This is a genomic window from Jejuia sp. G7-7 (genome assembly GCF_055808955.1).
The window spans coordinates 830,917-853,023 of sequence record NZ_JBVVSZ010000001.1; the positions used below are offsets into that span (position 1 = coordinate 830,917).

A 22,107-nucleotide genomic window follows, 5' to 3' on the forward strand; every position below is an offset into this window, starting at 1 on the left:
AATTAAAGTAATACTTACAATTAGTGAAAATGAAAATAATACCCGACTCCAATCTACTTTGGGTCTGGAAGTCGTAAGCGATAATATACTTCGCTTATGTATGAACTTTACCAGAACAAACAAAAGCCCAAGTAGAATTGCAAATGGTATTAAATTAACGAGCAAGTTCAAATTTCCTGGAATTGATTTCATCAAATCATATGCAGCTTCCATATCTTCTTTAGAAGTAAATAGAAATATTATAAAATTAAGGATGAACATTCCGGAAATTAAAATAGATGTTAAAATAAACATCCATAGTTCCCTTTCTCCTTTATAAGCTTGTTGTATATATTTCATTATAATTTAATTTTCCAGTTTTTATTAGTATTGTAATTTAAACATCCTTTTTCTACACACAAAGGCGATTCAAAATTATTAGAAAATAAACCGCCAGTCCCTAAACCTTGGGGTAATTTATTGTTCTTTTTATAAGTATATTGTGCAATAGCATTAAGTCCAATATTGCTTTCTAAAGCACTTGTGATCCACCACCCTATTTTATGTTGTTCTGCAATAGTAATCCAATCATCGCTACCTTGAAATCCACCAACTAAGGTGGGTTTTAAGATAACGTATTGCGGGCGAATTGTTTGTAGCAATTCTTGTTTTTTTGTTACTGAAAGTACACCTATTAGTTCTTCATCTAAAGCAATTGATAATGGTGTAGCTTCACAAAGATGAGCCATGTCGCTAATGTGTCCTTGTCGGATTGGTTGCTCGATAGAATGCAAATCAAGTTCTGAGAGTATCTTTAACTTTTCTAAAGCTTCACTTATTTTAAAAGCACCATTTGCATCTACTCGTAATTCTATATCTTTTGAAGTGAATTCTTTTCTTATGGATTGTAATAATTCTAATTCCGTTTGAAAATCGATAGCTCCAATTTTCATTTTAATACAATTGAAACCAGCATCAATTTTATCTTTTATTTGCTGATTCATAAAGGCTTTAGTTCCCATCCAAATGAGTCCGTTTATAGGAATGGAATCTCTGCCTTTTGTAAATTCTGAAGGTAATACATCAAATTTGTATTCGCTTTCTAAAGATTTTAAAGGCCATTTCTAATCCAAACTGAATACTTGAATTCCATTAATTCACCATATAAATACGCTAAACCTTTGCTGATGTTGTTGCAAGTCCATTTTAGTTTAGCTTCAAAATCTGGTCTGTCATCAATTGAAAGTCCTCTAAACATACCACGCTCTCCTATGCCTTCTTTTCCTTCTGAATTTAAAATAATAAACCATGTTTCTTTGGTTTTTAAAATGCCTCTAGAAGTCCCACTCGCTTGTTTAAAATTCAGAATGTAATTATGATAAGTTGCAGTCATTACCGAATATTAAAAACTATGATGAAAACTTAATTGTAATTGTCCTTTGCCCCAATTAACTGTTTTTTGATTCATCCAACCTAATTGAAACTTCATACCTTGCTTTAAAACATAACCAAAACCTAAATATGTTCTATTTCTATCGAAGAATCCAACTGTTCTATCATTTCCAATATTCGTTTCTCCATTGATAAATAACTCATTATACAAAGCAATATAAACTGATTGTTCAGTAAGTTCCTTTTTATTCAAAGGAATATTCAAAAATACATTATAACGGTAGCGTGTTCTAAAGTCTTGATTTTCAACAAAACGTTGCTCGTATCTAAAGCGATGCGCTAAGTAAAATCTACCACCCAATTTTGAGGAATCAAAGCTTCCTGATAAATTCTACTTTCAGAAGTTGTAGCATTACTATCCCCAAATTGTCCTGTTGTGATATTCCCATAGCCTAAAGTGAATAAAATATTGGCGTTTTTTGGAGTATATGTTACTCCAGAACGGATTAAAAGTTGTTCTAGATCTCCGAAAGTATTCCAATTTCGGTATTGCAAATCACCTTGAATTCCAAACTGACTATTTTTAAATTGATGCTTAAAAAAGTACATGTACCAAGCACCAGTTTTTGATTGATCTATCTGAGCATTTGATGAACTAAAAATCAAGCAAGCTCCAATTAATAATAAAAGTTTACGCATGTATAAATTTTAAATTATAACTCTATAGATGTACCAATATCTAATAACATTAAGTCTTTGTTTTTTTCAAAGAATTTGCGTTTTGCGACTTCATGGTCAATTTCTATGTAGCCAAAGGTATCATAGTGATAGCCGAGGATTTTATCACATTCTAAAAAATCGCTCGCTATGATGGCATCATCAATGCCCATTGTAAAATTATCGCCTATAGGTAAAATGGCTAAATCCAACTTTGTTTGGAGTGAGATTAACTTCATATCAAAAGTTAAAGCCGTATCTCCAGCTATGTAAATGTTTTTATGTTCGCCCTCAATTACAAAACCACCTGGTTGTCCACCATAACTACCGTCCGGAAATGAAGATGTATGAATTGCATTTACGTATTTAACCGATCCGAAATCAAAATCCCATGTACCTCCATGGTTCATAGGGTGCGTTTCATACCCTAAACTATCATAATGCGTTGCTATTTCATAATTAGACACAATAACTGCACCTGTTTGTTTTGCAATAAGTTCTACATCAAGAATATGGTCTTGATGGGCGTGAGTAATTAGAATATAATCAGACTTAAGTGATTCTATATCAACACTAGAAGCTTTGGGGTTTGCAGATATGTATGGATCTACAATAATTGTAACATCCCCAATTGAAATCCCTAAACTGGCGTGACCATAAAATGTGATTTTCATATACTTTAATTTTATCTAGTAAAATAATGATTTTACTCCAAAATTAAAAATTGTTTTTTACCACCTCTTCCACTTATTGTAATAAAACGATTGCCATTAAAAACACCATAGTAAGGTGTATAAAATGTGTTACCCTTATTGTCTTGTATTTTATTATAACTAACTTCTCCTTGATTATCAAAAACTATATCATACAATGATGTGGACTCAAGCCAGCCTTTTGATACTTTTACTCTCCCATCATCTTTTTCAGTTAATCTTTTGCCTGAATTCAAAATAACATGAAGCTCATTATTTTTAATAAAAGCATTGTATGATGGTGCATTTGCCATTTTAAATATACTTCTTCCCCAAACTAATTCTCCTGAAGTATCAAGTTTTAGAACTAAAACATTATTATAATGATAAACAGTTTGCCAATACCCACCTCCATTTACTCCATTAGAAACATAAATTTGGGTTATAAAAAATTGTTCAGCTAGTAAATACGTATTGCCTTCATCATCATTTATAATATAATCTACGTAATAGCTTCCAAACTCTTTATTCTTTCCTTTCTTTCGCTTTGCAGTCCTTTCAGTATATAAATCTTTATAAACATCTTCTGGAAGCTTAAAAGATTTACTTTCTACAACACTTAAATTACTTGTTTCTACATTAAATATTAAAGTCCCTTTTATTTTACCAGCCTTTTCATTAGAATAAAAACCAATTAAACGAATGTTATTATCTATGTTAGAAATTATCAATGAACTTATATGTGAATCTTTACTGACATCTACTTTTGTTGTGATAGTCTCAGATTTATTTATTTTATTGAGTACAAACTCATAATTTGCCTTGCCTCCCTTTTTTCTTTACGTCCTTCTAAAAATAATTTCCCTAAAGCAAATACATTTTTATCATCATCAATTGATAAATCATTGGGTTCATAAAATTTCTTTGTATTTTTTTGATATGATCTTTTATAGATTAAATCAAGTGTTAAAGAATTATAAACGTGGATGGTGAATGAATTTGAATTTTTCTTAATATCATCGGTTGAAACAACAAAATATTCTCCATTTGGCGATAAAGCAAAACCTGTTTCGCGCTTGTTACTCCCTGAAAATATGCTTTGATTTTTCTCAACATCTGCACTAAATAATTTTGTCTTTTTATGAGAACCATCGCTCAGATTAAACTCATGACAATATAGTATGCGCTCTTTATTAGATGGTGCATATACTGTAAAAATTTTTATGGTATTATCAAAAGTTAAATCGCCGCGATAACTTTCTTTTTTATCTTTTGGAATCAGGCGGTTTTTTATACGACCTAATGATTCATTAAATACATCAAAAAGAAAGCTTTTTTTACTGTATCTTACAATGCCTGTTAAACCTGAAGGAGAAGTGTGCATTGATAATACAGCCCCCGATTTGACTTTATCTTTAAACTCAGCACTCTCCAGTACTTTTAAAGTGGTTTTTTGAGAATAACTTAATAGTCCTGTTACTAATAATAGACAGCAAATTATTTTTTTCATAAAATTATTTTTTTGTTTAGAATAAATACCCTAAAGCCATTAAAATTGACAACAGAAAAGTGGTCAACGCTATTTTCTTTAATTCAGGATCTAATAACTTAGGGTTTTTGTTTACTTTTATTTTTTTAAGATGAAGTAATAAAGGAATATAAGCAAGAACGAAAATTAAATTGAAAGGAGAAGTATAATAAAGAATTCCAAAAAGTCCCGAAACCACAATAGCAGAAATGATTAAAAAGAAATGGTAAATTTTAGATTTTTCTTGACCTAATTTTACCGCCATTGTAATTTTATTAGCTTTTTTATCAGATTCTATATCTCTCATATTATTAAGATTAAGTACGGCTGCACTTAATAAACCTATCGTTATAGCTGGTAAAAACACTAAATGATCTATGGTTTTTGCATATAAGATATAACAGCCTACAACACTTACTAACCCAAAGAATATAAAAACAAAAATATCTCCCAAACCTCTATAGCCATATGCTCCTCCACCAATTGTATAACGCATAGCAGCAACTACCGAGGCAATCCCCAATCCAAAAAATAATAGTGTAAGCAAAAAATGCTGTGAGCCAAATGCTGTAAAAATTAGCAAAAATGCTAGAGCGATACAAATGAGAATATTCAATTTAATAGCATCAAACATGGCTTCTGGAGAAATGGCACCACTCTGTATGGCACGTTCTGGCCCTAATCTTTGATCGTTATCGGTACCTTTTAACACCATCACCATAATCATTAGCCAAGTTAGATAGTATTTGTAAACTTATAGTTGTTAAGATTGCTAGTGTAAACACATACCAATTAAAACAACCATTATAAGCAGCAAAACTAGATGCAATAATTATTCCCGATACCGAAAGCGGAAGCGTTCTTAAACGCATTGCTGAAATCCAAATAGAAATATTACTCATTTAAGGAATCCATTTTTTATCAAAATTAGGCTTACGTTTTTCTAAAAACGCATTACGCCCTTCTTTAGCTTCTTCGGTCATATATGCTAATCGTGTGGCTTCTCCAGCAAATACCTGTTGGCCAACCATACCATCGTCAGTCAAGTTCATGGCAAACTTAAGCATTTTAATAGATGTAGGAGATTTTGCCAGTATTTCTTGAGCCCATTCATAGGCTGTGACCTCTAATTCATTGTGCGGAATTACAGCATTTACCATTCCCATTTCAAAAGCCTCTTGCGCAGAATAATTCCTGCCTAGAAAAAATATTTCTCTAGCTTTTTTTTGTCCTACCATTTTTGCAAGATAAGCAGAACCATACCCTCCATCAAAACTTGTAACATCTGCATCTGTTTGTTTAAAAATAGCGTGTTCTTTGCTTGCCAAAGTCAAATCACAAACTACATGTAGGCTATGACCTCCTCCAACTGCCCAACCTGGAACTACTGCAATAACAGCTTTTGGCATAAAGCGAATTAAACGTTGTACTTCTAATATGTTTAAACGATGATAACCATCTTCACCAACATAACCCTGATGCCCTCTTGCTTTTTGGTCTCCACCACTACAAAAAGAATACACACCATCTCTTGTTGATGGGCCTTCAGCAGATAGTAGTACTACTCCAATGTTTACATCTTCATTTGCATCGTAAAAAGCATCATAAAGTTCGCTAGTAGTTTTTGGTCTTGAACGCATTTCTAACATCAGGTCTGTTAAAGGCTATACGAGCAACACCATTATATTTCTTATAGGTAATGTCTTCGTAATCCTTAACAACTATCCATTTTGGTTCTTCCATATTGACATATTTTAGCCAAAATAAATTTTATTTCTTAAGACTTTCAAGTATTTAGTTAACGAATACAGTAATTGCTCTCTTAACAATTGATAGCTAAATGGTTAGTGAGTTGATTGTTACTATATTGTTAAAAATTACTTTGTATGAAAAATACGTACTTATACGCATTGTGAATCATTAAATTTTTATTAACTTTGACAAAAGTTTAACATTTCAACCAAAAAATTTGCATTTCGTCGAAATTTTATATACTTTTATCGAATAAATAATACCCCATGCCTATGTTATTTAACATTACTCTATCTATTTTTGCTTTAATTGCTTTAAATGTTGTGATATTCTTAGTCGTTAAATTTTTACCTAAAAATGTAAAAGTTGTTAAGGAAGAATTAATCAATTCTATTGAACCAATTCAATTGAATAGTACTTTAGAAGTTGAGACTACTAGCCAAGAACTTGCTCCAACAGGAAGCTAATTACTACCATTTTATCATAGCTTTATTTTGTGCAGCAAGTAGTTTATTTGTTTTACTAAAATGCTTGTTACCATACCAGTATCCTCTGTTTGCACTTAAAGGAGAAGGATGACCTGATGTTAACACATAATGTTTTGAGTTATCTATAAGTTTCGTTTTTTGTTTTGCAAAACCTCCCCATAATAAAAACACAACATTTTCTTTTGAATCACTAATGCACTTTATAACTGCATTTGTAAAAGTTTCCCATCCCTTTTTTGATGACTCCCTGCTTGATGAGCTCTTACCGTGAGTGTTGCATTTAAAAGCAATACACCTTGTTTAGCCCAACGAGATAAATCTCCACTTTTTGGATATGGATTTCCGAGATCTGAGTCAATTTCTTTAAAGATATTTATCAATGAAGGTGGATGAGCAATACCATCGTTTACAGAAAAGCATAATCCGTTTGCTTGTCCAGGACCATGGTAAGGATCTTGACCAATAACCACCACCTTTAAATCATCAAAATGACAATAATTAAAAGCATTAAAAATTTCTTTTCCCGGAGGAAAGCATTGATAATTCAAATATTCATCTTTAACAAAACTTGTTAAACTTTCAAAATAAGGTTTATCAAACTCGGTTTTTAAGTGAGATTTCCAACTATCGTGAATTGCTACATCCATTAATTTAATATTCTAACTAATAATTCTTTTAATAAATCCCCTTGTGGAACTGCATTGGCTCCTACTCCTTTGCTTTTAACATCAAAAGCCCTTAAAGTAGATACAACTGCACTTACCTTGCGCATCGGGAAGTTTCTTGCTGCTGTAACATATTCGTTAACGAAATATGGATTTATTTTTAGCGCAGAAGCTACACTTCGAGGCGTTTTATCTTTTAATCCATGAAAATGTAACAATTGTGAGAAGAAATTAAAAAGTAAAGACACCGTAACCACCATAGGATTATCTTTTGGATTTTCAGCAAAATAATTCACTATTTGATGTGCTTTTACAGCATTTCTATTACCAATTGCCTTGCGCAATTCAAAATTATTATAATCCTTACTAATACCAATATTTTCTTCAATTACCTCTGGTGTAATTTGACTATCCTTTGGTAATATAATTTGAAGCTTTTCAAGTTCATTATTAATTTTACTTAAATCTGTACCTAAAAACTCAACTAGCATTTGTGCTGCTTTTGGTGTAATGGTATAGCCTTTTGGAGATAGTACGCGTCTTATCCAATCAGCTACTTGATTTTCATAAAGCTTTTTACTTTCATATACTACTCCAGTTTTTTTAAGCGTTTTGTATAGTGCCTTACGCTTATCAATCTTTTTGTATTTATAGTTTATAACTAAAACTGTTGAAGGTTGCGGATTTTCTGCATAAGCTGCCAATTTCTCAATAGTACGGGATAAATCTTGCGCTTCTTTTACAATTACCACTTGATATTCTGCCATCATCGGGTAACGCTTTGCATTACTTACAATATCATCTACTGAAATATCTCTGCCATACAACACCATTTGATTGAAACCCTTTTCTGCTTCAGTTAAAATAGTATCTTCTATAAAATCTGAAACTTTATCTATATAATAAGCCTCCTCGCCCATTAAAAAATAAATAGGTTTTAAATTTCGATTTTTAATATCTGTTACTAGTTGTTTAACTTCGTCCAAATCTCAAGAAAATTTTCTGTAAAAAGTATCTAAAATACTATTAGAATGATAAATTTGTGATGTGCAAAAATTGAATTTCCCAACATGTGCGTTTCGATTCAAAAATAGCGAAAATAAAGTTTCTATTTTTGATATCATCCGTAAAAAATTTGTGATTTTACAACCCGAAGAATGGGTACGCCAACATTGTGTGCATTATTTAATTGAACATAAAAACTACCCTAAGTCTTTAATTAATGTTGAAAAAGAATTGAAGGTTAATGATTTAAAGAAACGTTATGATATTGTTATTTTTAAATCTAATGGCGAAATTAACTTAATAGTAGAATGTAAAGCACCAAAAATTGACATTAAACAAGCTACTTTCGATCAAATAGCGCGATATAATATGGTATTGAAAGCAGATTATTTAATGGTTACTAACGGATTTAATCATTATTATTGTCGAATGGATTTTGAAAGAGAACAATATATATTTTTAGAAGATATTCCAGATTACAGTAAATGAAGATTGCAATAGTCATATTAAATTGGAATGGAAAAAAACTTTTAGAACAGTTTTTGCCTTCGGTAACAAAATATTCTGAAGAAGCAGACATTTACATTGCTGACAATGATTCAACTGATGATTCGGTGGAGTTTATTAAAACCAATTACCCAACTTTAAAAATCATTCAAAACAAAGAAAACGGTGGGTTTGCCAAAGGTTATAATGATGCCCTAACGCATGTTAAAGCTGATATTTATTGTTTATTGAATAGTGATGTAGAAGTAACCAAGAACTGGCTTAGTCCAATTCAAGAAACATTTAAAGAAAATGCTGACATCTCTATTATTCAACCTAAAATATTAGATTTTAAAAAGAAAACTCATTTTGAATATGCAGGTGCAGCTGGTGGTTTTATTGATAAATTCGGTTACCCTTATTGCAGAGGACGAATTTTTGAAACTATTGAAGAGGACACTAAACAATACAATGACACCGTCCCTATTTTTTGGGCTTTCTGGCGCATGCTTTTTCATAAAAAGCAGTGCTTATCAAGAATTAAGTGGTTTTGACGAATCTTTTTTTGCTCATATGGAAGAAATAGATTTATGCTGGCGGGCACATAATAAAGGTTACAAAACAGTATATGTTGGAGCATCTGAAGTTTTTCATGTAGGTGGTGCTACTTTAAACAATATAAAACCTAAAAAGACTTTTTTAAATTTTAGAAATAGTCTTTTTGCCTTGGTTAAAAATGCAAACGGCAATTTATTTTTCTTGGTATTAGCAAGGTTGATTTTAGATGGAATTGCAGGCATTAAATTCTTATTCCAATTAAAGTTAAATCACTTTATTGCAATTATAAAAGCCCATTTTAGCTTTTACGCACACCTTTCTAGTTTACTAAAAAAAAGAAAACAATTCAAAGCTAAGCGAAAATATTACACCATAACATCCATTGTTTGGGATTATTTCGTAAATAAAACCAAGAATTACAAAAGTTTATAACTCGGTTAGTAAAAGTTTTGTTAACAGTTCTATATTCAACCTATTTTTATATACTTTTGTCGAAATAATTTGCAAATATTTAATCCGAAAATAACCATTTATTATTATGAAAAAAGTTTTATTACTTAGTTTATCTACATTATTACTGTTAAGCTCATGTGTATCTAAAAAAGATTTTATGGCACTTGAAGAAAAACAAAAAGAAACTCAAGATTTGTTAAACTCAGCAACAGTAAAGTTAAACTCTTGTTTAGAAGAGAGAGCTTCTGCTACTGCAAAAGTTTCTGTTTTAGAAGAAAGAGTTAAAGATTTAAAAGATGCTAATGATAACCTTGGAATAATTTCGGCTAAAGGTGCGAGTAATGTTGAAAAAACATTAGAAAGTTTAAAAGAAAAAGATTTAAAAATTACACGATTACAAGATGCTGTAACCAAGAAGGATAGCGTAACATTAGCATTAGTAACTAGCTTTAAACGTGAGGTTGGAATTAACGATCCAGACATTGAAGTAAATGTTGAAAAAGGCGTTGTATTCATCTCTATATCAGACAAATTACTATTCAAAAGCGGAAGTTACAATGTAACTACAAGAGCTAAAGAAGTATTAGGAAAAGTTGCTAAAGTTGTTAATGCAAAACCTGATTTTGAATGTATGGTTGAAGGTCATACAGATAGCAGATCATACTCTAGCGGTGTGTTAATAGATAACTGGGATTTAAGTGTTAAACGTGCTACTTCAATTATTCGTGTTCTAGAAGAGTTAGATGTAAATCCTAATAGACTAATTGCAGCAGGGCGTAGCTCATATGTTCCTTTAGTAGATAATGATACTGCTGAAAACAGAGCAACAAACAGACGTACACGTATTGTAGTACTTCCAAAATTAGATCAGTTCTACGATTTAGTTGAAAAGGAAATGAAAAACTTAGAAGGTAACTAATACCTTAACTTATAATATTTGAATCAAGCCCGACTTTTATAGTTGGGCTTTTTCTTTTTTAAAAATTTGGGCGTTACTCCGAAAAGGGGTCAGGCTTTCACTACTCGCTCCTCCTCCGTCGGGAGCTCAAACATGCCGTTCAATCCTTAACGCAGAAGAATATCCTGAAAAATTATTGTTTACCTTTTAGAATGTTTAATGTAGAGTAAAAGATTATAAATTGTATTTTTACTTAGCATTCGCAGTATACAAACCGTTAGGCTAGAATAACCACAAGTTGTGAATTGCTTTCAGAATTGTATTTTTACTTAGCATTCGCAGTTTTCTAAAGTTGTAATATTAATAGTAGCTTGTTGTGAATTGCTTTCAGAATTGTATTTTTACTTAGCATTCGCATTAGTTAGTGATACTATTGTACATACGTTAACGTTGTGAATTGCTTTCAGAATTGTATTTTTACTTAGCATTCGCAGTTCCTAATAGTACAGACCGTTACCTAGACATGTTGTGAATTGCTTTCAGAATTGTATTTTTACTTAGCATTCGCAGTCAATAATGGTTGGTATTTGGTTTACACCCCGTTGTGAATTGCTTTCAGAATTGTATTTTTACTTAGCATTCGCAGTACAAGAAGTTCAAGATAGAACGTACAACAGGTTGTGAATTGCTTTCAGAATTGTATTTTTACTTAGCATTCGCAGTATTTTATTAGTAGCCTTAGAGCGTTGGTTAGTTGTGAATTGCTTTCAGAATTGTATTTTTACTTAGCATTCGCAGTATGATTGGATTTGGGAAAAGAATAACGCAGTTGTGAATTGCTTTCAGAATTGTATTTTTACTTAGCATTCGCAGTAAATACTTCGTCATAAAAAATTAGAAACTAGTTGTGAATTGCTTTCAGAATTGTATTTTTACTTAGCATTCGCAGTATACCAAAGTGATTTATTCAACAACTGGATGTTGTGAATTGCTTTCAGAATTGTATTTTTACTTAGCATTCGCAGTATACAACATCTTTAAACGCCGCATCCTATAGTTGTGAATTGCTTTCAGAATTGTATTTTTACTTAGCATTCGCAGTTTCCATAATGGAATCGGTTAATCACACAGGTGTTGTGAATTGCTTTCAGAATTGTATTTTTACTTAGCATTCGCAGTATGTCGAAAAAGAAGATTAAATACGAAATAGTTGTGAATTGCTTTCAGAATTGTATTTTTACTTAGCATTCGCAGTTAACAATACAAACTTATACAGCGTAGTTTAGTTGTGAATTGCTTTCAGAATTGTATTTTTACTTAGCATTCGCAGTTAAAGAAAATGGGAAAACAGATGAAATGTAGTTGTGAATTGCTTTCAGAATTGTATTTTTACTTAGCATTCGCAGTAACGACAAAGCCGTATTAAACCGCTCTTCTGTTGTGAATTGCTTTCAGAATTGTATTTTTACTTAGCATTCGCAGCCATTCAATTATGCATTATATACAGCCGTATAGTTGTGAATTGCTTTCAGAATTGTATTTTTACTTAGCATTCGCAGTACACAGTTTTGGAATGAGATTATACAACCAGTTGTGAATTGCTTTCAGAATTGTATTTTTACTTAGCATTCGCAGTCGATTATTTCAAATTGATTGAAACTTATTAGTTGTGAATTGCTTTCAGAATTGTATTTTTACTTAGCATTCGCAGTAACTACTAATGATAAGCGTGGTATTATCAAGTTGTGAATTGCTTTCAGAATTGTATTTTTACTTAGCATTCGCAGTAATGAAATGACAGAAGATGAATATGTAGGTGTTGTGAATTGCTTTCAGAATTGTATTTTTACTTAGCATTCGCAGTAAAACCACTCCAATAAAGAAGTGATATCCAGTTGTGAATTGCTTTCAGAATTGTATTTTTACTTAGCATTCGCAGTAAAACCTGTCTTAAAAACAAACCCGTTAAAGTTGTGAATTGCTTTCAGAATTGTATTTTTACTTAGCATTCGCAGTAATGAAGGATGTGTTATTGTTAGTCAAGGTGTTGTGAATTGCTTTCAGAATTGTATTTTTACTTAGCATTCGCAGTTATTTTAGCGTTACGGGTGCGGCTTCTTATGTTGTGAATTGCTTTCAGAATTGTATTTTTACTTAGCATTCGCAGCGTATTGAAAAAATGCGTGAAGCTTCAGCTGGTTGTGAATTGCTTTCAGAATTGTATTTTTACTTAGCATTCGCAGTACTACTGGAGGGGCTGTTGCAGGGTATCAAGTTGTGAATTGCTTTCAGAATTGTATTTTTACTTAGCATTCGCAGTAAAAGCTGTGCTACCCATTTGTACGAACTAGTTGTGAATTGCTTTCAGAATTGTATTTTTACTTAGCATTCGCAGTAAAAGAAATGTTTTACCGTTTTGACTGTCTGTTGTGAATTGCTTTCAGAATTGTATTTTTACTTAGCATTCGCAGTGCTTGGTTGTAGGTAAACCGTAGCTGGACAGTTGTGAATTGCTTTCAGAATTGTATTTTTACTTAGCATTCGCAGTTATAGTATCTGATTCGTAATACTTACTGCTGTTGTGAATTGCTTTCAGAATTGTATTTTTACTTAGCATTCGCAGTGCTTGCGGCCTTGTTGGTTGCGGCCTTGTTCGTTGTGAATTGCTTTCAGAATTGTATTTTTACTTAGCATTCGCAGTATATCAAGTTTTAAAATATTGATATACTGCATGTTAAGTGCTTTTGTAGGATTTAATATTTGTACGTTTTAAGAGGTTTCGACTGCGCTCAACCTGACATTTCAATTTCTAAAATAATTCCAGTTGTTGTGAAGGTGTTTCTAATTCAGTAGGTTTTTGTCCGTGAAACAATTGCATCATCCCGAATTGCTTATCGGTTATTTGCATGACGCCTATTTTACCATATTCGGGCAAACTTTTTTTAACACGTTTGGTATGTACTTCAGCATTTTCTCTACTGGCACAAAACCGCATATAAATACTAAACTGAAACATGCTAAACCCATCATTCAATAAGTTTTTTCTAAACTTTGTAGCACGACTTCTATCCCTCTTTGTTTCAGTTGGCAAATCAAAAAAACTAGTACCCACATACTTCTATATTGGTTTAATCGTGAAAATCTATCATTTCTCATAGTGCTACCTCAAACTAAGTCTAAAATTTTAATCGAACTCTGGATATAAAACCTTTCTACTTAAACCAGTAAAGCATTCGTATAAACTATTAGTGGTTCTACTCATGGCTATCATCAACGGACTTTGCTTTCCATCTATAAAAACATCCATTGCTGGGATCATTAATAATTCGCTTTTAATTGCTGTTGTAATTTCATCAATATCCAAACCTCTTTCTAAAATATCAAACACCAAAGCATCCACATAAGGCCTGTAAGGTTCCATAATATCATCTGCCAAACAAAAGGCATTGTATTTATTACGATGAAATACACCTAATGATGGCAATAATCCACTTCCAATTAAAGCTCTGGCTGTTACCGCACGCAAAATAGCATAGCCATAATTCAGTAAGTTGTTTGGAGGTGTACCATGTTGCCCTCTTGTAAAATCTTCAATCCCAAAAATATGCTGCCAGTAATACACCGCAGCTCTACTCTCATGGTTTTCGACATCACCACTTTTTACTTCGCTTACCCATTTGTACATTTTACGGGTTGGTATGTTATTCTGATCCATAAACCTAGCCTGATTATAGATTTTCGCACTTATGGTTTGTTGCCAAATATTCTTTTTAAGTGGTACACTAGCGTTAAATTGATGACGCATACGTTCCGTTTGTTCACTATGCCCTATTAATGGTTGTAAAAATGAAATAGGTAAATGTTGTTTATTGCAAGTAACAACCCCGTTTTATTTTCCACTAATTTCATCAACAATCCATTGGTAATAGTGATTTGCGGATCTTCTAAAATGATATAGCCTAAATCTTCAATGGGTATAGTCGCTTCTTTTTTATCCGCTTCAGGGAAATTAACCACCAATTGTTGATTTTTGGTGCTTAAATAGGCTGGGTTACCGAAGAATAGTGTGCGTTTTATCATAATTAGTATTCTCCAATTTTTACGATTTGTCCTAGATTATTTATTTGAACTTTTTGACATTTACTAATGAATCTCCCATAACTTCTAATATTTATCGTTGCAAACTCATAAATATTATCCAGAGTGGTTTCTAAATGGTTTCGAAAAACTATATTAGGACTACCTTTTGCATCTATTGATAATTTTTGAACCCTAAAAAGACTTTTAGAAATAAGTCCATAATTATTTTCATCTAATAAGTCAGTCTCTATTGTCAATTCATCATTATAAAACACGAAATAGTCGTTAATTTGAATATTAAATGAATAATCCCACCCGAGTTCATGCTGTCTTTTTACAATTGGCAAGTTTTGTTTTGCGCGTTCTACAGCTTCAAAAAAACTTACTTTCTCTCCATGAATCTTTTCGTTTTCATCTTGGTAAATTGCTATATGATGATTATTGCCCAAATTCACGTAGCCCCTACCCACATCTTGCAAATCTGTATATCTAGCTTTTATTTTTACGCGTTTAATTTCAATAGATTCATTTTTATCTAAATATATTGGGTTATCCTCTAAGTTAGAAAACGCCAATTTTTTATTACCATTAAAAGCATCTAATCGATTTTTTAAAATTGACTGTATACCTTTATCAATAACATTTTCAATATTTAGCTTGTCATCTATTGGTTTTCTTATAACAAATGTATTTTCATAACAAACAACATTTTTAATTGGTTTTCCATCTATTAGTAAAGGCGTTTTTTTCAAAACCTTAGTATCAAAAGCTTTTACAGGATTATTATCAAATTTCTCTAATTGCGCTTTTACTAAAGTTTTAATAGTATCATTAACAATCAAATCCGCATATTCAACAGGAAATCGTTTATTTAAAACTAAAGGTTTATCTCTTAGTTGCTTTATTTTTCCATATACAGTTTCTTCATGTAATTGTCCTCTGGGTGTTAGTGTTGTTTGTATATGTTCTCTTTTACTAGCTTTAGTTTTATTTATATTCTTAGTGACAACTTTATTTTTTTGTTTAAATGAAATTAAAGTATTGTCCAGAGCATGTTTTACATCTCTACGTAAACTAAGCCATGGCATATCAAATTTTTGTGCAGCAACTTTAACATTGTCCTCATTATCGCTGTAACGTTCTTCAAAAGATGCGTTTAATGTATTTAAATGTTGAATGTGTTTTTGTTTGGTAAGCGCCACCACAATAGCATCAAGAGCATGATGACGATGATCGTTTCTTTTACTCCAAAATGATTTATTTCCTTTTTTATCTAAATGAAAAATTTGCTCTACTTTTTTAGTTTTGTTTCCATTTGTTTTTATTTCTCTAATTTCTGTTTGATCAATTCCTTTATATTTATCTAAGTTTAAATCTTGAATTATAAATGGTAATTCCCATTGCGATTTTAATAAATCGGTTATTGAGCCACTAGTTGTTGTTACATTTTTAGAAACTGAAACTAAAAGCTCTTTTGCCTTTTTAGCGATGTATTGGGTTTCACTTAATTGCCTATTAATAAAATCATCTGGAATATTATCAGAAGTCATTAATAGTTTTTCACGTTTTGGTTTAAATATTTTCTTGTTACCTTTTATTAGCGAAACATAATTGTTCAAATTATTTTCCCCTCTAGAACTCATGTAATCAAAAGCAGTTTGATTACTTTTTTCTCTATTTAATTTTGATTCGCAAAGAGTTTTGTTTTGAAAAGAATCATCAAAGAGTCTTGCTTTAGGTATAATATGTTCTATATCATAATCTTGTGTGAATAATCGAGAAGGCTTTATAGGGTTACCGGAGTATAAAGAAATCCAATTTGTTTCTTCAGCAAGCTTATATTTAATAATATCATTTCTACTTGGACGATTAATATTAAACTCCTCTTTTAATTTTATTCTTATAGATTGATGCCGTTTCGTACTATCATTTATACGTTTTGTTAAAACTTTTCTCCTTTTTGCATTCATGTGCAATTCACGAGCCATTTCTATTCTTATTTCATCTGGTCTGCCTAAACTATCATCTTTAATAATTGCATTAACAACATTAATCAATTGGTTAATTACTTTTTCCACAACAGGATTTCTCAAACTATTTTTCTGTAATAGTTTTAAGTCTTTAGGTTTCCAGTTTTCTTTTTCTTCATTTGTAACATAACTTGAGTGCCTATAACCTGCTTTTTCACATGCATCAGTATAATTATAACCTTGTTGCATATATGGCAAAATCTTTTTTATAGCTCTTGCTGATAAACTTCCATACTTTAATTTATAAAGAACTTTATTTGAAATTTCTTTGGCCTGTTCATCATTAAAACTAAATTTCTCCTTTAAATTATCTATAAGTTTATCCGTTGATTTTGCTGCATATATTAAATGCCAAAGTTGAAGTACTGGTTGTTTGTCGTAATTATTTCCAGCAATAGAAATATCTAAATCTAAAATATCAGTTGTATCGTAACCTGTTTTTGCTAAAATTTTTAATAACTGTGCTCTTGTAGTATTGCCATCTATCTTCTCAAAGTTTAAATTATACTCATAAGGATTTGAGTTTAATTCTCTTAGAATCTGTTTATCTGTAAGTTTTTCAACTTCTTGAAGTTTATCAAATAATGCCTCTTTCTGTTCTTGTTTTAAAGTATATTCTATAGAAAATCTATCCTTCAAAACTATATCATGCAATTTCTGCCAAATTCTAAATTCTTGAAATAGTGGAGATGATATAGGAATAACTTTATGATGTTTCTCAAACTCGCATTCTGAGAGTAAACCTTTTTGAGATTTTAAATCACGTTGATAAAAGATAATTTCATCTTTAATAGTTTTTTTTAAATCATCGGTAAGTTTTGGGTAGTGTTTTGATTGTTCGTTCCAAATAGCATCAAACTCTTTCACATAACTTTTGCGGGAATACACTCTATCTTTTAGTCTTGCCAAAGAATTCATTTGCAATAACTCAAAAAACTTTTGTCCAATAGTTATATTTTTTTCTATTAATTCTTCATCACGATCTGAAATTTTAGAAAGATAATCAGAGTCACTATCATCGTCATTTGTTTTTCTGTTACTTTGATACCCTCTTTTACCATTTAATAAGAACAAAACTTTTGCTAAATCTTTCTTTTTAATTTTGCGTTCTACGGCTAAAGCCCTATTTTCATATAATTCGATTGATTTATTTGATTTTAAATCTTCTTCAGATGAAATAAACTTTAATTCAATTAAAATATTAAGGAGTTTATTTCTACGTTGTTTAAATCTTTGATTATTTCTACGCGCTCCTCTTTTTTGTGTACGCTCTAAATTAGTAGAAAGTGCATTTCCTTTTGAAAACTCATCCTTTTCATTAACTGTTAAAGGAATAATTCTAACTCCTGTTTTAATTATTGATGATGTTTCTTTTTTGTTTTCTGCTTCATTAATAAAAGCCCAACCAATCGAAGTGCTGCCTAAATCTAATCCTAATATTTTTTTCATTTAAGTTTATTTCTATTTTTAAACTTATAAATATATATATATATATATACTTTTAAGATTTAACTGACAAAAATCAGCTACATTTAATAAATTTTATATAAATTTGTAATACAATTCTAAAAGCAATTCACAATAAGGATTATTCCGTTGTGAAAACATTCAAGGTGGTAGATTAATTTCTATCGCCTTTTCTTTTTTTGTTATGTGCTACTAATTACAAGGAAGAGTTTAAATGTAAGAAAATTAACTTTAAAAATTGAGATTTTTTTAATATAAGAGAAAAATTTTCTTCTGCGCTAAGGATTGAACGGCATGTTGGAGCTCCCGACCTAAGGAGGAGCGACTAGTGAAAGCCTGACCCCTTGTGGGTAGCGCCCAAATAATTTTAAAAAATCTCCAAATCCCCCTTGCCTTCTCTAACAATAACAGGTTCATCTTCAGATAAATCAATAACAGTAGAGGCTTCATTGCCGCCATATCCACCATCAATAACTAAATCGACTAGATTATCCCATTTTTCTAGAATAAGCTCTGGATCTGTGGTGTATTCTAAAATTTCGTCTTCATCATGTATAGATGTAGAGATTATAGGGTTTCCCAATTGTTTTACAATATCCAAAGCAATAGTATTATCAGGTACTCTTATACCAACTGTTTTTCGTTTTTTAAATGGATTTGGTAAAGATTTAGATCCTGGTAGAATAAATGTATACGCACCAGGAAGTGCACGCTTTAATATTTTAAATACCGAAGTATCAATTTGTTTTACATAATCACTAAGATTACTTAAATCGTGACAGATAAAAGAAAAGTTCGCTTTTTCTAACTTAATACCTTTAATTCTAGCTACTTTTTCTAAGGCTTTAATATTAGTAATGTCACAGCCTAAACCATAAACAGTATCGGTTGGGTAAATTATAAGTCCACCTTTTTTAAGCACATTTACCACCTTAGAAATTTCTCTGGGGTTTGGGTTTTCCTCATAAATTCTTAAAAACTCAGCCATAATAAGTATCTTGTAACTTCGTTTACAAAGTAAAGTATTTATTTATGAAAACTTTAAAATTTCTATGCGTTAATCTAATTGTTGTTCTTTTTTTATTGGATGTTCTGAGGATGACTCCAATCAAAATGTACCTAACACTTTAGATGTCACAAAAATTTATGAAGCTTTGGACGTGCCTTACGGTGCTCACGGACGTCAAAAACTTGATATTTACCTTCCTGCAAATAGAAACCAGTCTACTAAAACCATGATTTTAATTCATGGTGGCGGTTGGTCATCAGGAAATAAAAGTGATATGAATGCCATCGCACAATTAATCCGTAATGATTTACCTAATTTAGCAGTAGTTAATATAAATTACCGACTAGCAGATGCTGATAATCAACCCTATCCCATGCAAATCGATGATATTACCAGCGTAGTCAATTTTCTAAAAGAAAACAAAACGAAGTATTCTATTTCTGATGATATTGGTTTTATTGGTATTAGTGCTGGTGCACATTTATCACTATTGTGGAGTTATGCATTTGATACCAATAAACAAGTTGACATGGTATGTAGCATAGTTGGGCCAACAAATCTTAATGACCCTGCGTATCTAAATACTACAAGTGAACCGCTTCAAGAATTATTGGATTTATATGGTGTAGATGCATCTACTGAGTTTCTTAATGAAGTAAGCCCGCTACATCATGTTAAAAACAGTTCACCTCCTACTATTTTATTTTATGGCGGACAAGACCCATTAATTCCAACTTCTCAAGGAGTTGATTTAAAGGATAAATTAGTGTCTTTAAACGTAACGCATGAGTTTACGCTGTACCCAAATGCAGGGCATGGTTGGATTGGTTTAGAGTTACTGGATACTTGGAATAAATTGAAATTATTTACTGAAACACATTTATAATTATAAAGCTGTAACATTTTAGTGTTTTAATAGTCTTTTATATATGCAACGAGGACTAAGTTTTCTATTCATTATTTTCTTTGTGGTTATTTTTACTGCAAAAGCTGAAAATAACGCAAATCCTCCTATTTATTTTCCAAAAGCTGAAGTGCTTAATCAATATACTACTAGAATTCCCTTTAAACTAATAGACCATCTTATTGTTGTTGAAGCTGAACTTTTTGATAAAAAAGGCAATTTTATTATCGATACAGGATCAGAAACCTTGATTTTGAATAAAGTTCATTTTGATAAATTATATGAATTTCAAAGAAACAATACAGATGTTTCGGGAGTAAACCAAGTACTAGATTATTCCTATAAAAAACAAGTTAAAGAATTTGATTTAAATGGCTTTAAACTTCAAAACAAATCATCTGATGTTATTGATTTATCCCATATTGAAACCAGTAAAAAAATAAAGTTACTTGGTGTTATTGGCTATAGTATTCTTAAAGATTATGAAGTGTTTGTTGATCTACATTTAAATCAAATCACGCTTACAAAAGTTGATAAATATGGTCATAAATTAAATGATAAAGTATATTTGGAAAAAATAGTAGATAGTTTAGATTTCAAATTAAAAAAACATACCATTATTGTAAACGGATTTGTCAATAATCAAAAAGTGAAGTTAGGTATTGATACTGCTGCTGAATTTAATCAAATTAACAAAAGTATACCTAAGAAAGCATTGCGTTATTTTATTCCAAAAAAACGATTAAAGCTAAGTGGCGTAAGTAATAAAAGTATTCATGTTTTGGCAGGGAAATTGCATCGTGTTAAATTGAGCAACACAATTTATTTTGGACCAATGTATACCGTTTTAACTAATTTAAATCAAATGAATGAAGCCTTTGGAACGCAACTAGATGGTATTTTAGGTTACGAGTTTTTTGCTCAAAAACGTACCATTATTAACTATCAAAAAGAAAAATTATATTTTATTGATTATCCTTTAAACACCAAATGAGTATATTAAAATCACATATTATATTTTTAGTAACTGCGCTCACTTGTTTAGTTATGATGGGGCAAAAACAGGTATTTAAAGGTTATCAAATTGAAAATGATACTGTTGTTTTTACATTTGATGTTAGAGATTATTCAAAATTTACAAAAGAACATACAGGGCAAACACTTGAGTTTTCTGACTTTAATATAGAAAACGTTGTGGTTTCAGGCGAGTTTAATTTATGGTCTAGAGATAGCTGGAAAATGAATAAAGTAAATAATTATGTTTACCAACTCAAAAAAAATGTTGATGATTTTGAAGATTCATTTTCTTGGGAATTCAAGTACATCATCAATAATTCGTATTGGGCAGAACCATCACGGCATGATTCAAATGTTACCAAAGCCATTAAAAACGGTAGAAAGTTAAGAGGTGTTTATAATTTGAAAATGTTTACGGCATATCCTGATAAAAATGGAAATGCTAGTTTTAAATTAAAAGGCTATCAAAATGCTAAGCATGTTATTTTAGCTGGTTCTTTTAATAAATGGAACGAGCATCTTTTTAAAATGAATAAAACAAATAATGGTTGGGAACTCACTCTAAAAATGAAACCCGATGTGTATCAATACCGATTTATTGTAGATGGGCAATGGATGGAAGATCCTCACAATTCAAATAAAACAGAGAACGAATTTGGAGAATACAATTCAGTTTTAGATATAAAGAAACATACTACTTTTAAATTGAAAGGCTATTCTAATGCTAAAAAAGTAATTCTAGCGGGTTCATTTAACAATTGGAGTGAACATGATTTAGTGATGCAAAAAACAACTCAAGGCTGGGAATATAGCATACCTCTTTCAGGAGGAAAACATCATTATAAATATATTGTAGATGGAAATTGGTTAGTTGATCCTGATAATAAAGTTAAAGAGTATGACGGAGAAGGTCATGTTAATTCTGTTTGTATGGTTAAGTAAACTGAAAATTAAAAAAATCTCACGTAAATACGCTGAGGCGCAAAG

14 protein-coding genes, 7 pseudogenes and 1 CRISPR repeat array are annotated in these 22,107 nt (G+C 31.0%); of the genes and pseudogenes, 7 read left to right on the forward strand and 14 right to left on the reverse strand.

The window, feature by feature from the left end:
* Positions 1 to 338: 338 nt before the first annotated feature.
* The 7 genes and pseudogenes from AC0L5U_RS04160 to AC0L5U_RS04190 form a co-directional block, all read right to left on the reverse strand.
* Positions 339 to 1,372: pseudogene (locus tag AC0L5U_RS04160) on the reverse strand (o-succinylbenzoate synthase).
* Between the two features lie 9 nt (positions 1,373 to 1,381).
* Positions 1,382 to 2,070 (reverse strand): annotated as a pseudogene (locus AC0L5U_RS04165) (DUF2490 domain-containing protein).
* A 14-nt stretch (positions 2,071 to 2,084) separates the two neighbouring features.
* On the reverse strand, positions 2,085 to 2,762 hold the full coding sequence (locus AC0L5U_RS04170; RefSeq protein ID WP_473414817.1) for a metal-dependent hydrolase: 678 nt from the start codon (positions 2,760 to 2,762) through the stop codon (positions 2,085 to 2,087).
* 32 nt (positions 2,763 to 2,794) lie between these two features.
* On the reverse strand, positions 2,795 to 3,511 hold the full coding sequence (locus AC0L5U_RS04175; RefSeq protein WP_473414818.1) for a hypothetical protein: 717 nt from the start codon (positions 3,509 to 3,511) through the stop codon (positions 2,795 to 2,797).
* 59 nt (positions 3,512 to 3,570) lie between these two features.
* The gene (locus tag AC0L5U_RS04180) at positions 3,571 to 4,290 is read right to left on the reverse strand and encodes a hypothetical protein (RefSeq protein ID WP_473414819.1); all 720 of its coding nucleotides are present in this window, start codon (positions 4,288 to 4,290) and stop codon (positions 3,571 to 3,573) included.
* A 16-nt stretch (positions 4,291 to 4,306) separates the two neighbouring features.
* Positions 4,307 to 5,210, reverse strand: a pseudogene (menA, locus tag AC0L5U_RS04185) (1,4-dihydroxy-2-naphthoate octaprenyltransferase).
* A pseudogene (locus AC0L5U_RS04190) lies at positions 5,211 to 6,051 on the reverse strand (1,4-dihydroxy-2-naphthoyl-CoA synthase).
* A 281-nt stretch (positions 6,052 to 6,332) separates the two neighbouring features.
* Here AC0L5U_RS04190 and AC0L5U_RS04195 point away from each other — a divergent pair.
* A complete protein-coding gene (locus tag AC0L5U_RS04195; RefSeq protein WP_473414821.1) occupies positions 6,333 to 6,527 on the forward strand; it encodes a hypothetical protein in 195 nt (64 codons plus the stop codon).
* A gap of 3 nt (positions 6,528 to 6,530) precedes the next feature.
* Here the strand turns inward: AC0L5U_RS04195 and AC0L5U_RS04200 are convergent.
* Both AC0L5U_RS04200 and holA read right to left on the reverse strand, forming a co-directional pair.
* Positions 6,531 to 7,195, reverse strand: a pseudogene (locus tag AC0L5U_RS04200) (uracil-DNA glycosylase).
* On the reverse strand, positions 7,195 to 8,199 hold the full coding sequence (gene holA, locus AC0L5U_RS04205) for a DNA polymerase III subunit delta (protein ID WP_473414822.1): 1,005 nt from the start codon (positions 8,197 to 8,199) through the stop codon (positions 7,195 to 7,197). The pseudogene AC0L5U_RS04200 and the gene holA overlap by 1 nt, the downstream one beginning before the upstream one ends.
* A 61-nt stretch (positions 8,200 to 8,260) precedes the next feature.
* Here holA and AC0L5U_RS04210 point away from each other — a divergent pair, with 61 nt between their 5' ends.
* The 3 genes and pseudogenes from AC0L5U_RS04210 (at position 8,261) to AC0L5U_RS04220 (ending at position 10,634) form a co-directional block, all read left to right on the forward strand.
* Positions 8,261 to 8,707, forward strand: a complete 447-nt coding sequence (locus tag AC0L5U_RS04210; protein WP_473414823.1) for a type I restriction enzyme HsdR N-terminal domain-containing protein — start codon at positions 8,261 to 8,263, stop codon at positions 8,705 to 8,707.
* Positions 8,704 to 9,694 (forward strand): annotated as a pseudogene (locus AC0L5U_RS04215) (glycosyltransferase family 2 protein). The gene AC0L5U_RS04210 and the pseudogene AC0L5U_RS04215 overlap by 4 nt, the downstream one beginning before the upstream one ends.
* Before the next feature lie 106 nt (positions 9,695 to 9,800).
* On the forward strand, positions 9,801 to 10,634 hold the full coding sequence (locus AC0L5U_RS04220; RefSeq protein WP_473414824.1) for an OmpA/MotB family protein: 834 nt from the start codon (positions 9,801 to 9,803) through the stop codon (positions 10,632 to 10,634).
* Positions 10,635 to 10,910: 276 nt separating this feature from the next.
* Positions 10,911 to 13,314: a CRISPR direct-repeat array (repeat unit 46 nt; unit sequence GTTGTGAATTGCTTTCAGAATTGTATTTTTACTTAGCATTCGCAGT).
* Between the two features lie 108 nt (positions 13,315 to 13,422).
* Here AC0L5U_RS04220 and cas2 read toward each other — a convergent pair.
* The 5 genes and pseudogenes from cas2 to AC0L5U_RS04245 all read right to left on the reverse strand — a co-directional run bounded on the left by cas2 (position 13,423) and on the right by AC0L5U_RS04245 (position 19,178).
* Positions 13,423 to 13,769, reverse strand: a pseudogene (gene cas2 / locus AC0L5U_RS04225) (CRISPR-associated endonuclease Cas2).
* A 28-nt stretch (positions 13,770 to 13,797) separates the two neighbouring features.
* The gene (cas1, locus tag AC0L5U_RS04230) at positions 13,798 to 14,466 is read right to left on the reverse strand and encodes a type II CRISPR-associated endonuclease Cas1 (RefSeq protein ID WP_473416162.1); all 669 of its coding nucleotides are present in this window, start codon (positions 14,464 to 14,466) and stop codon (positions 13,798 to 13,800) included.
* On the reverse strand, positions 14,445 to 14,693 hold the full coding sequence (locus AC0L5U_RS04235) for a hypothetical protein (protein ID WP_473414825.1): 249 nt from the start codon (positions 14,691 to 14,693) through the stop codon (positions 14,445 to 14,447). Before AC0L5U_RS04235 ends, cas1 begins: the two co-directional genes overlap by 22 nt.
* Before the next feature lie 2 nt (positions 14,694 to 14,695).
* Entirely contained in the window at positions 14,696 to 18,172 is a 3,477-nt protein-coding gene (gene cas9, locus AC0L5U_RS04240; RefSeq protein WP_473414826.1) for a type II CRISPR RNA-guided endonuclease Cas9, read from the reverse strand.
* Positions 18,173 to 18,557: 385 nt separating this feature from the next.
* On the reverse strand, positions 18,558 to 19,178 hold the full coding sequence (locus AC0L5U_RS04245) for an L-threonylcarbamoyladenylate synthase (protein WP_473414827.1): 621 nt from the start codon (positions 19,176 to 19,178) through the stop codon (positions 18,558 to 18,560).
* Between the two features lie 172 nt (positions 19,179 to 19,350).
* Between AC0L5U_RS04245 and AC0L5U_RS04250 the strand changes: the two genes are divergently transcribed.
* From AC0L5U_RS04250 to AC0L5U_RS04260, 3 genes are read left to right on the forward strand one after another with little or no spacing between them, the layout of a single operon-like run.
* Complete coding sequence (locus AC0L5U_RS04250; RefSeq protein ID WP_473416163.1) at positions 19,351 to 20,085, forward strand: alpha/beta hydrolase fold domain-containing protein; 735 nt, start codon at positions 19,351 to 19,353, stop codon at positions 20,083 to 20,085.
* A gap of 43 nt (positions 20,086 to 20,128) precedes the next feature.
* Complete coding sequence (locus AC0L5U_RS04255) at positions 20,129 to 21,097, forward strand: pepsin/retropepsin-like aspartic protease family protein (RefSeq protein WP_473414828.1); 969 nt, start codon at positions 20,129 to 20,131, stop codon at positions 21,095 to 21,097.
* The gene (locus AC0L5U_RS04260; protein WP_473414829.1) at positions 21,094 to 22,062 is read left to right on the forward strand and encodes a glycogen-binding domain-containing protein; all 969 of its coding nucleotides are present in this window, start codon (positions 21,094 to 21,096) and stop codon (positions 22,060 to 22,062) included. Before AC0L5U_RS04255 ends, AC0L5U_RS04260 begins: the two co-directional genes overlap by 4 nt.
* Positions 22,063 to 22,107 lie beyond the last annotated feature (45 nt).

Excerpts from the sequence above, each read along its gene's own strand:
- AC0L5U_RS04170 (WP_473414817.1), bottom strand. The coding sequence starts at position 2,762 with ATGAAAATCACATTTTATGGTCACGCCAGTTTAGGGATTTCAATTGGG.
- AC0L5U_RS04180 (WP_473414819.1), bottom strand. The coding sequence starts at position 4,290 with ATGAAAAAAATAATTTGCTGTCTATTATTAGTAACAGGACTATTAAGT.
- AC0L5U_RS04195 (WP_473414821.1), top strand. The coding sequence starts at position 6,333 with ATGTTATTTAACATTACTCTATCTATTTTTGCTTTAATTGCTTTAAAT.
- AC0L5U_RS04220 (WP_473414824.1), top strand. The coding sequence starts at position 9,801 with ATGAAAAAAGTTTTATTACTTAGTTTATCTACATTATTACTGTTAAGC.
- AC0L5U_RS04235 (WP_473414825.1), bottom strand. The coding sequence starts at position 14,693 with ATGATAAAACGCACACTATTCTTCGGTAACCCAGCCTATTTAAGCACC.
- cas9 (WP_473414826.1), bottom strand. The coding sequence starts at position 18,172 with ATGAAAAAAATATTAGGATTAGATTTAGGCAGCACTTCGATTGGTTGG.
- AC0L5U_RS04245 (WP_473414827.1), bottom strand. The coding sequence starts at position 19,178 with ATGGCTGAGTTTTTAAGAATTTATGAGGAAAACCCAAACCCCAGAGAA.
- AC0L5U_RS04255 (WP_473414828.1), top strand. The coding sequence starts at position 20,129 with ATGCAACGAGGACTAAGTTTTCTATTCATTATTTTCTTTGTGGTTATT.
- AC0L5U_RS04260 (WP_473414829.1), top strand. The coding sequence starts at position 21,094 with ATGAGTATATTAAAATCACATATTATATTTTTAGTAACTGCGCTCACT.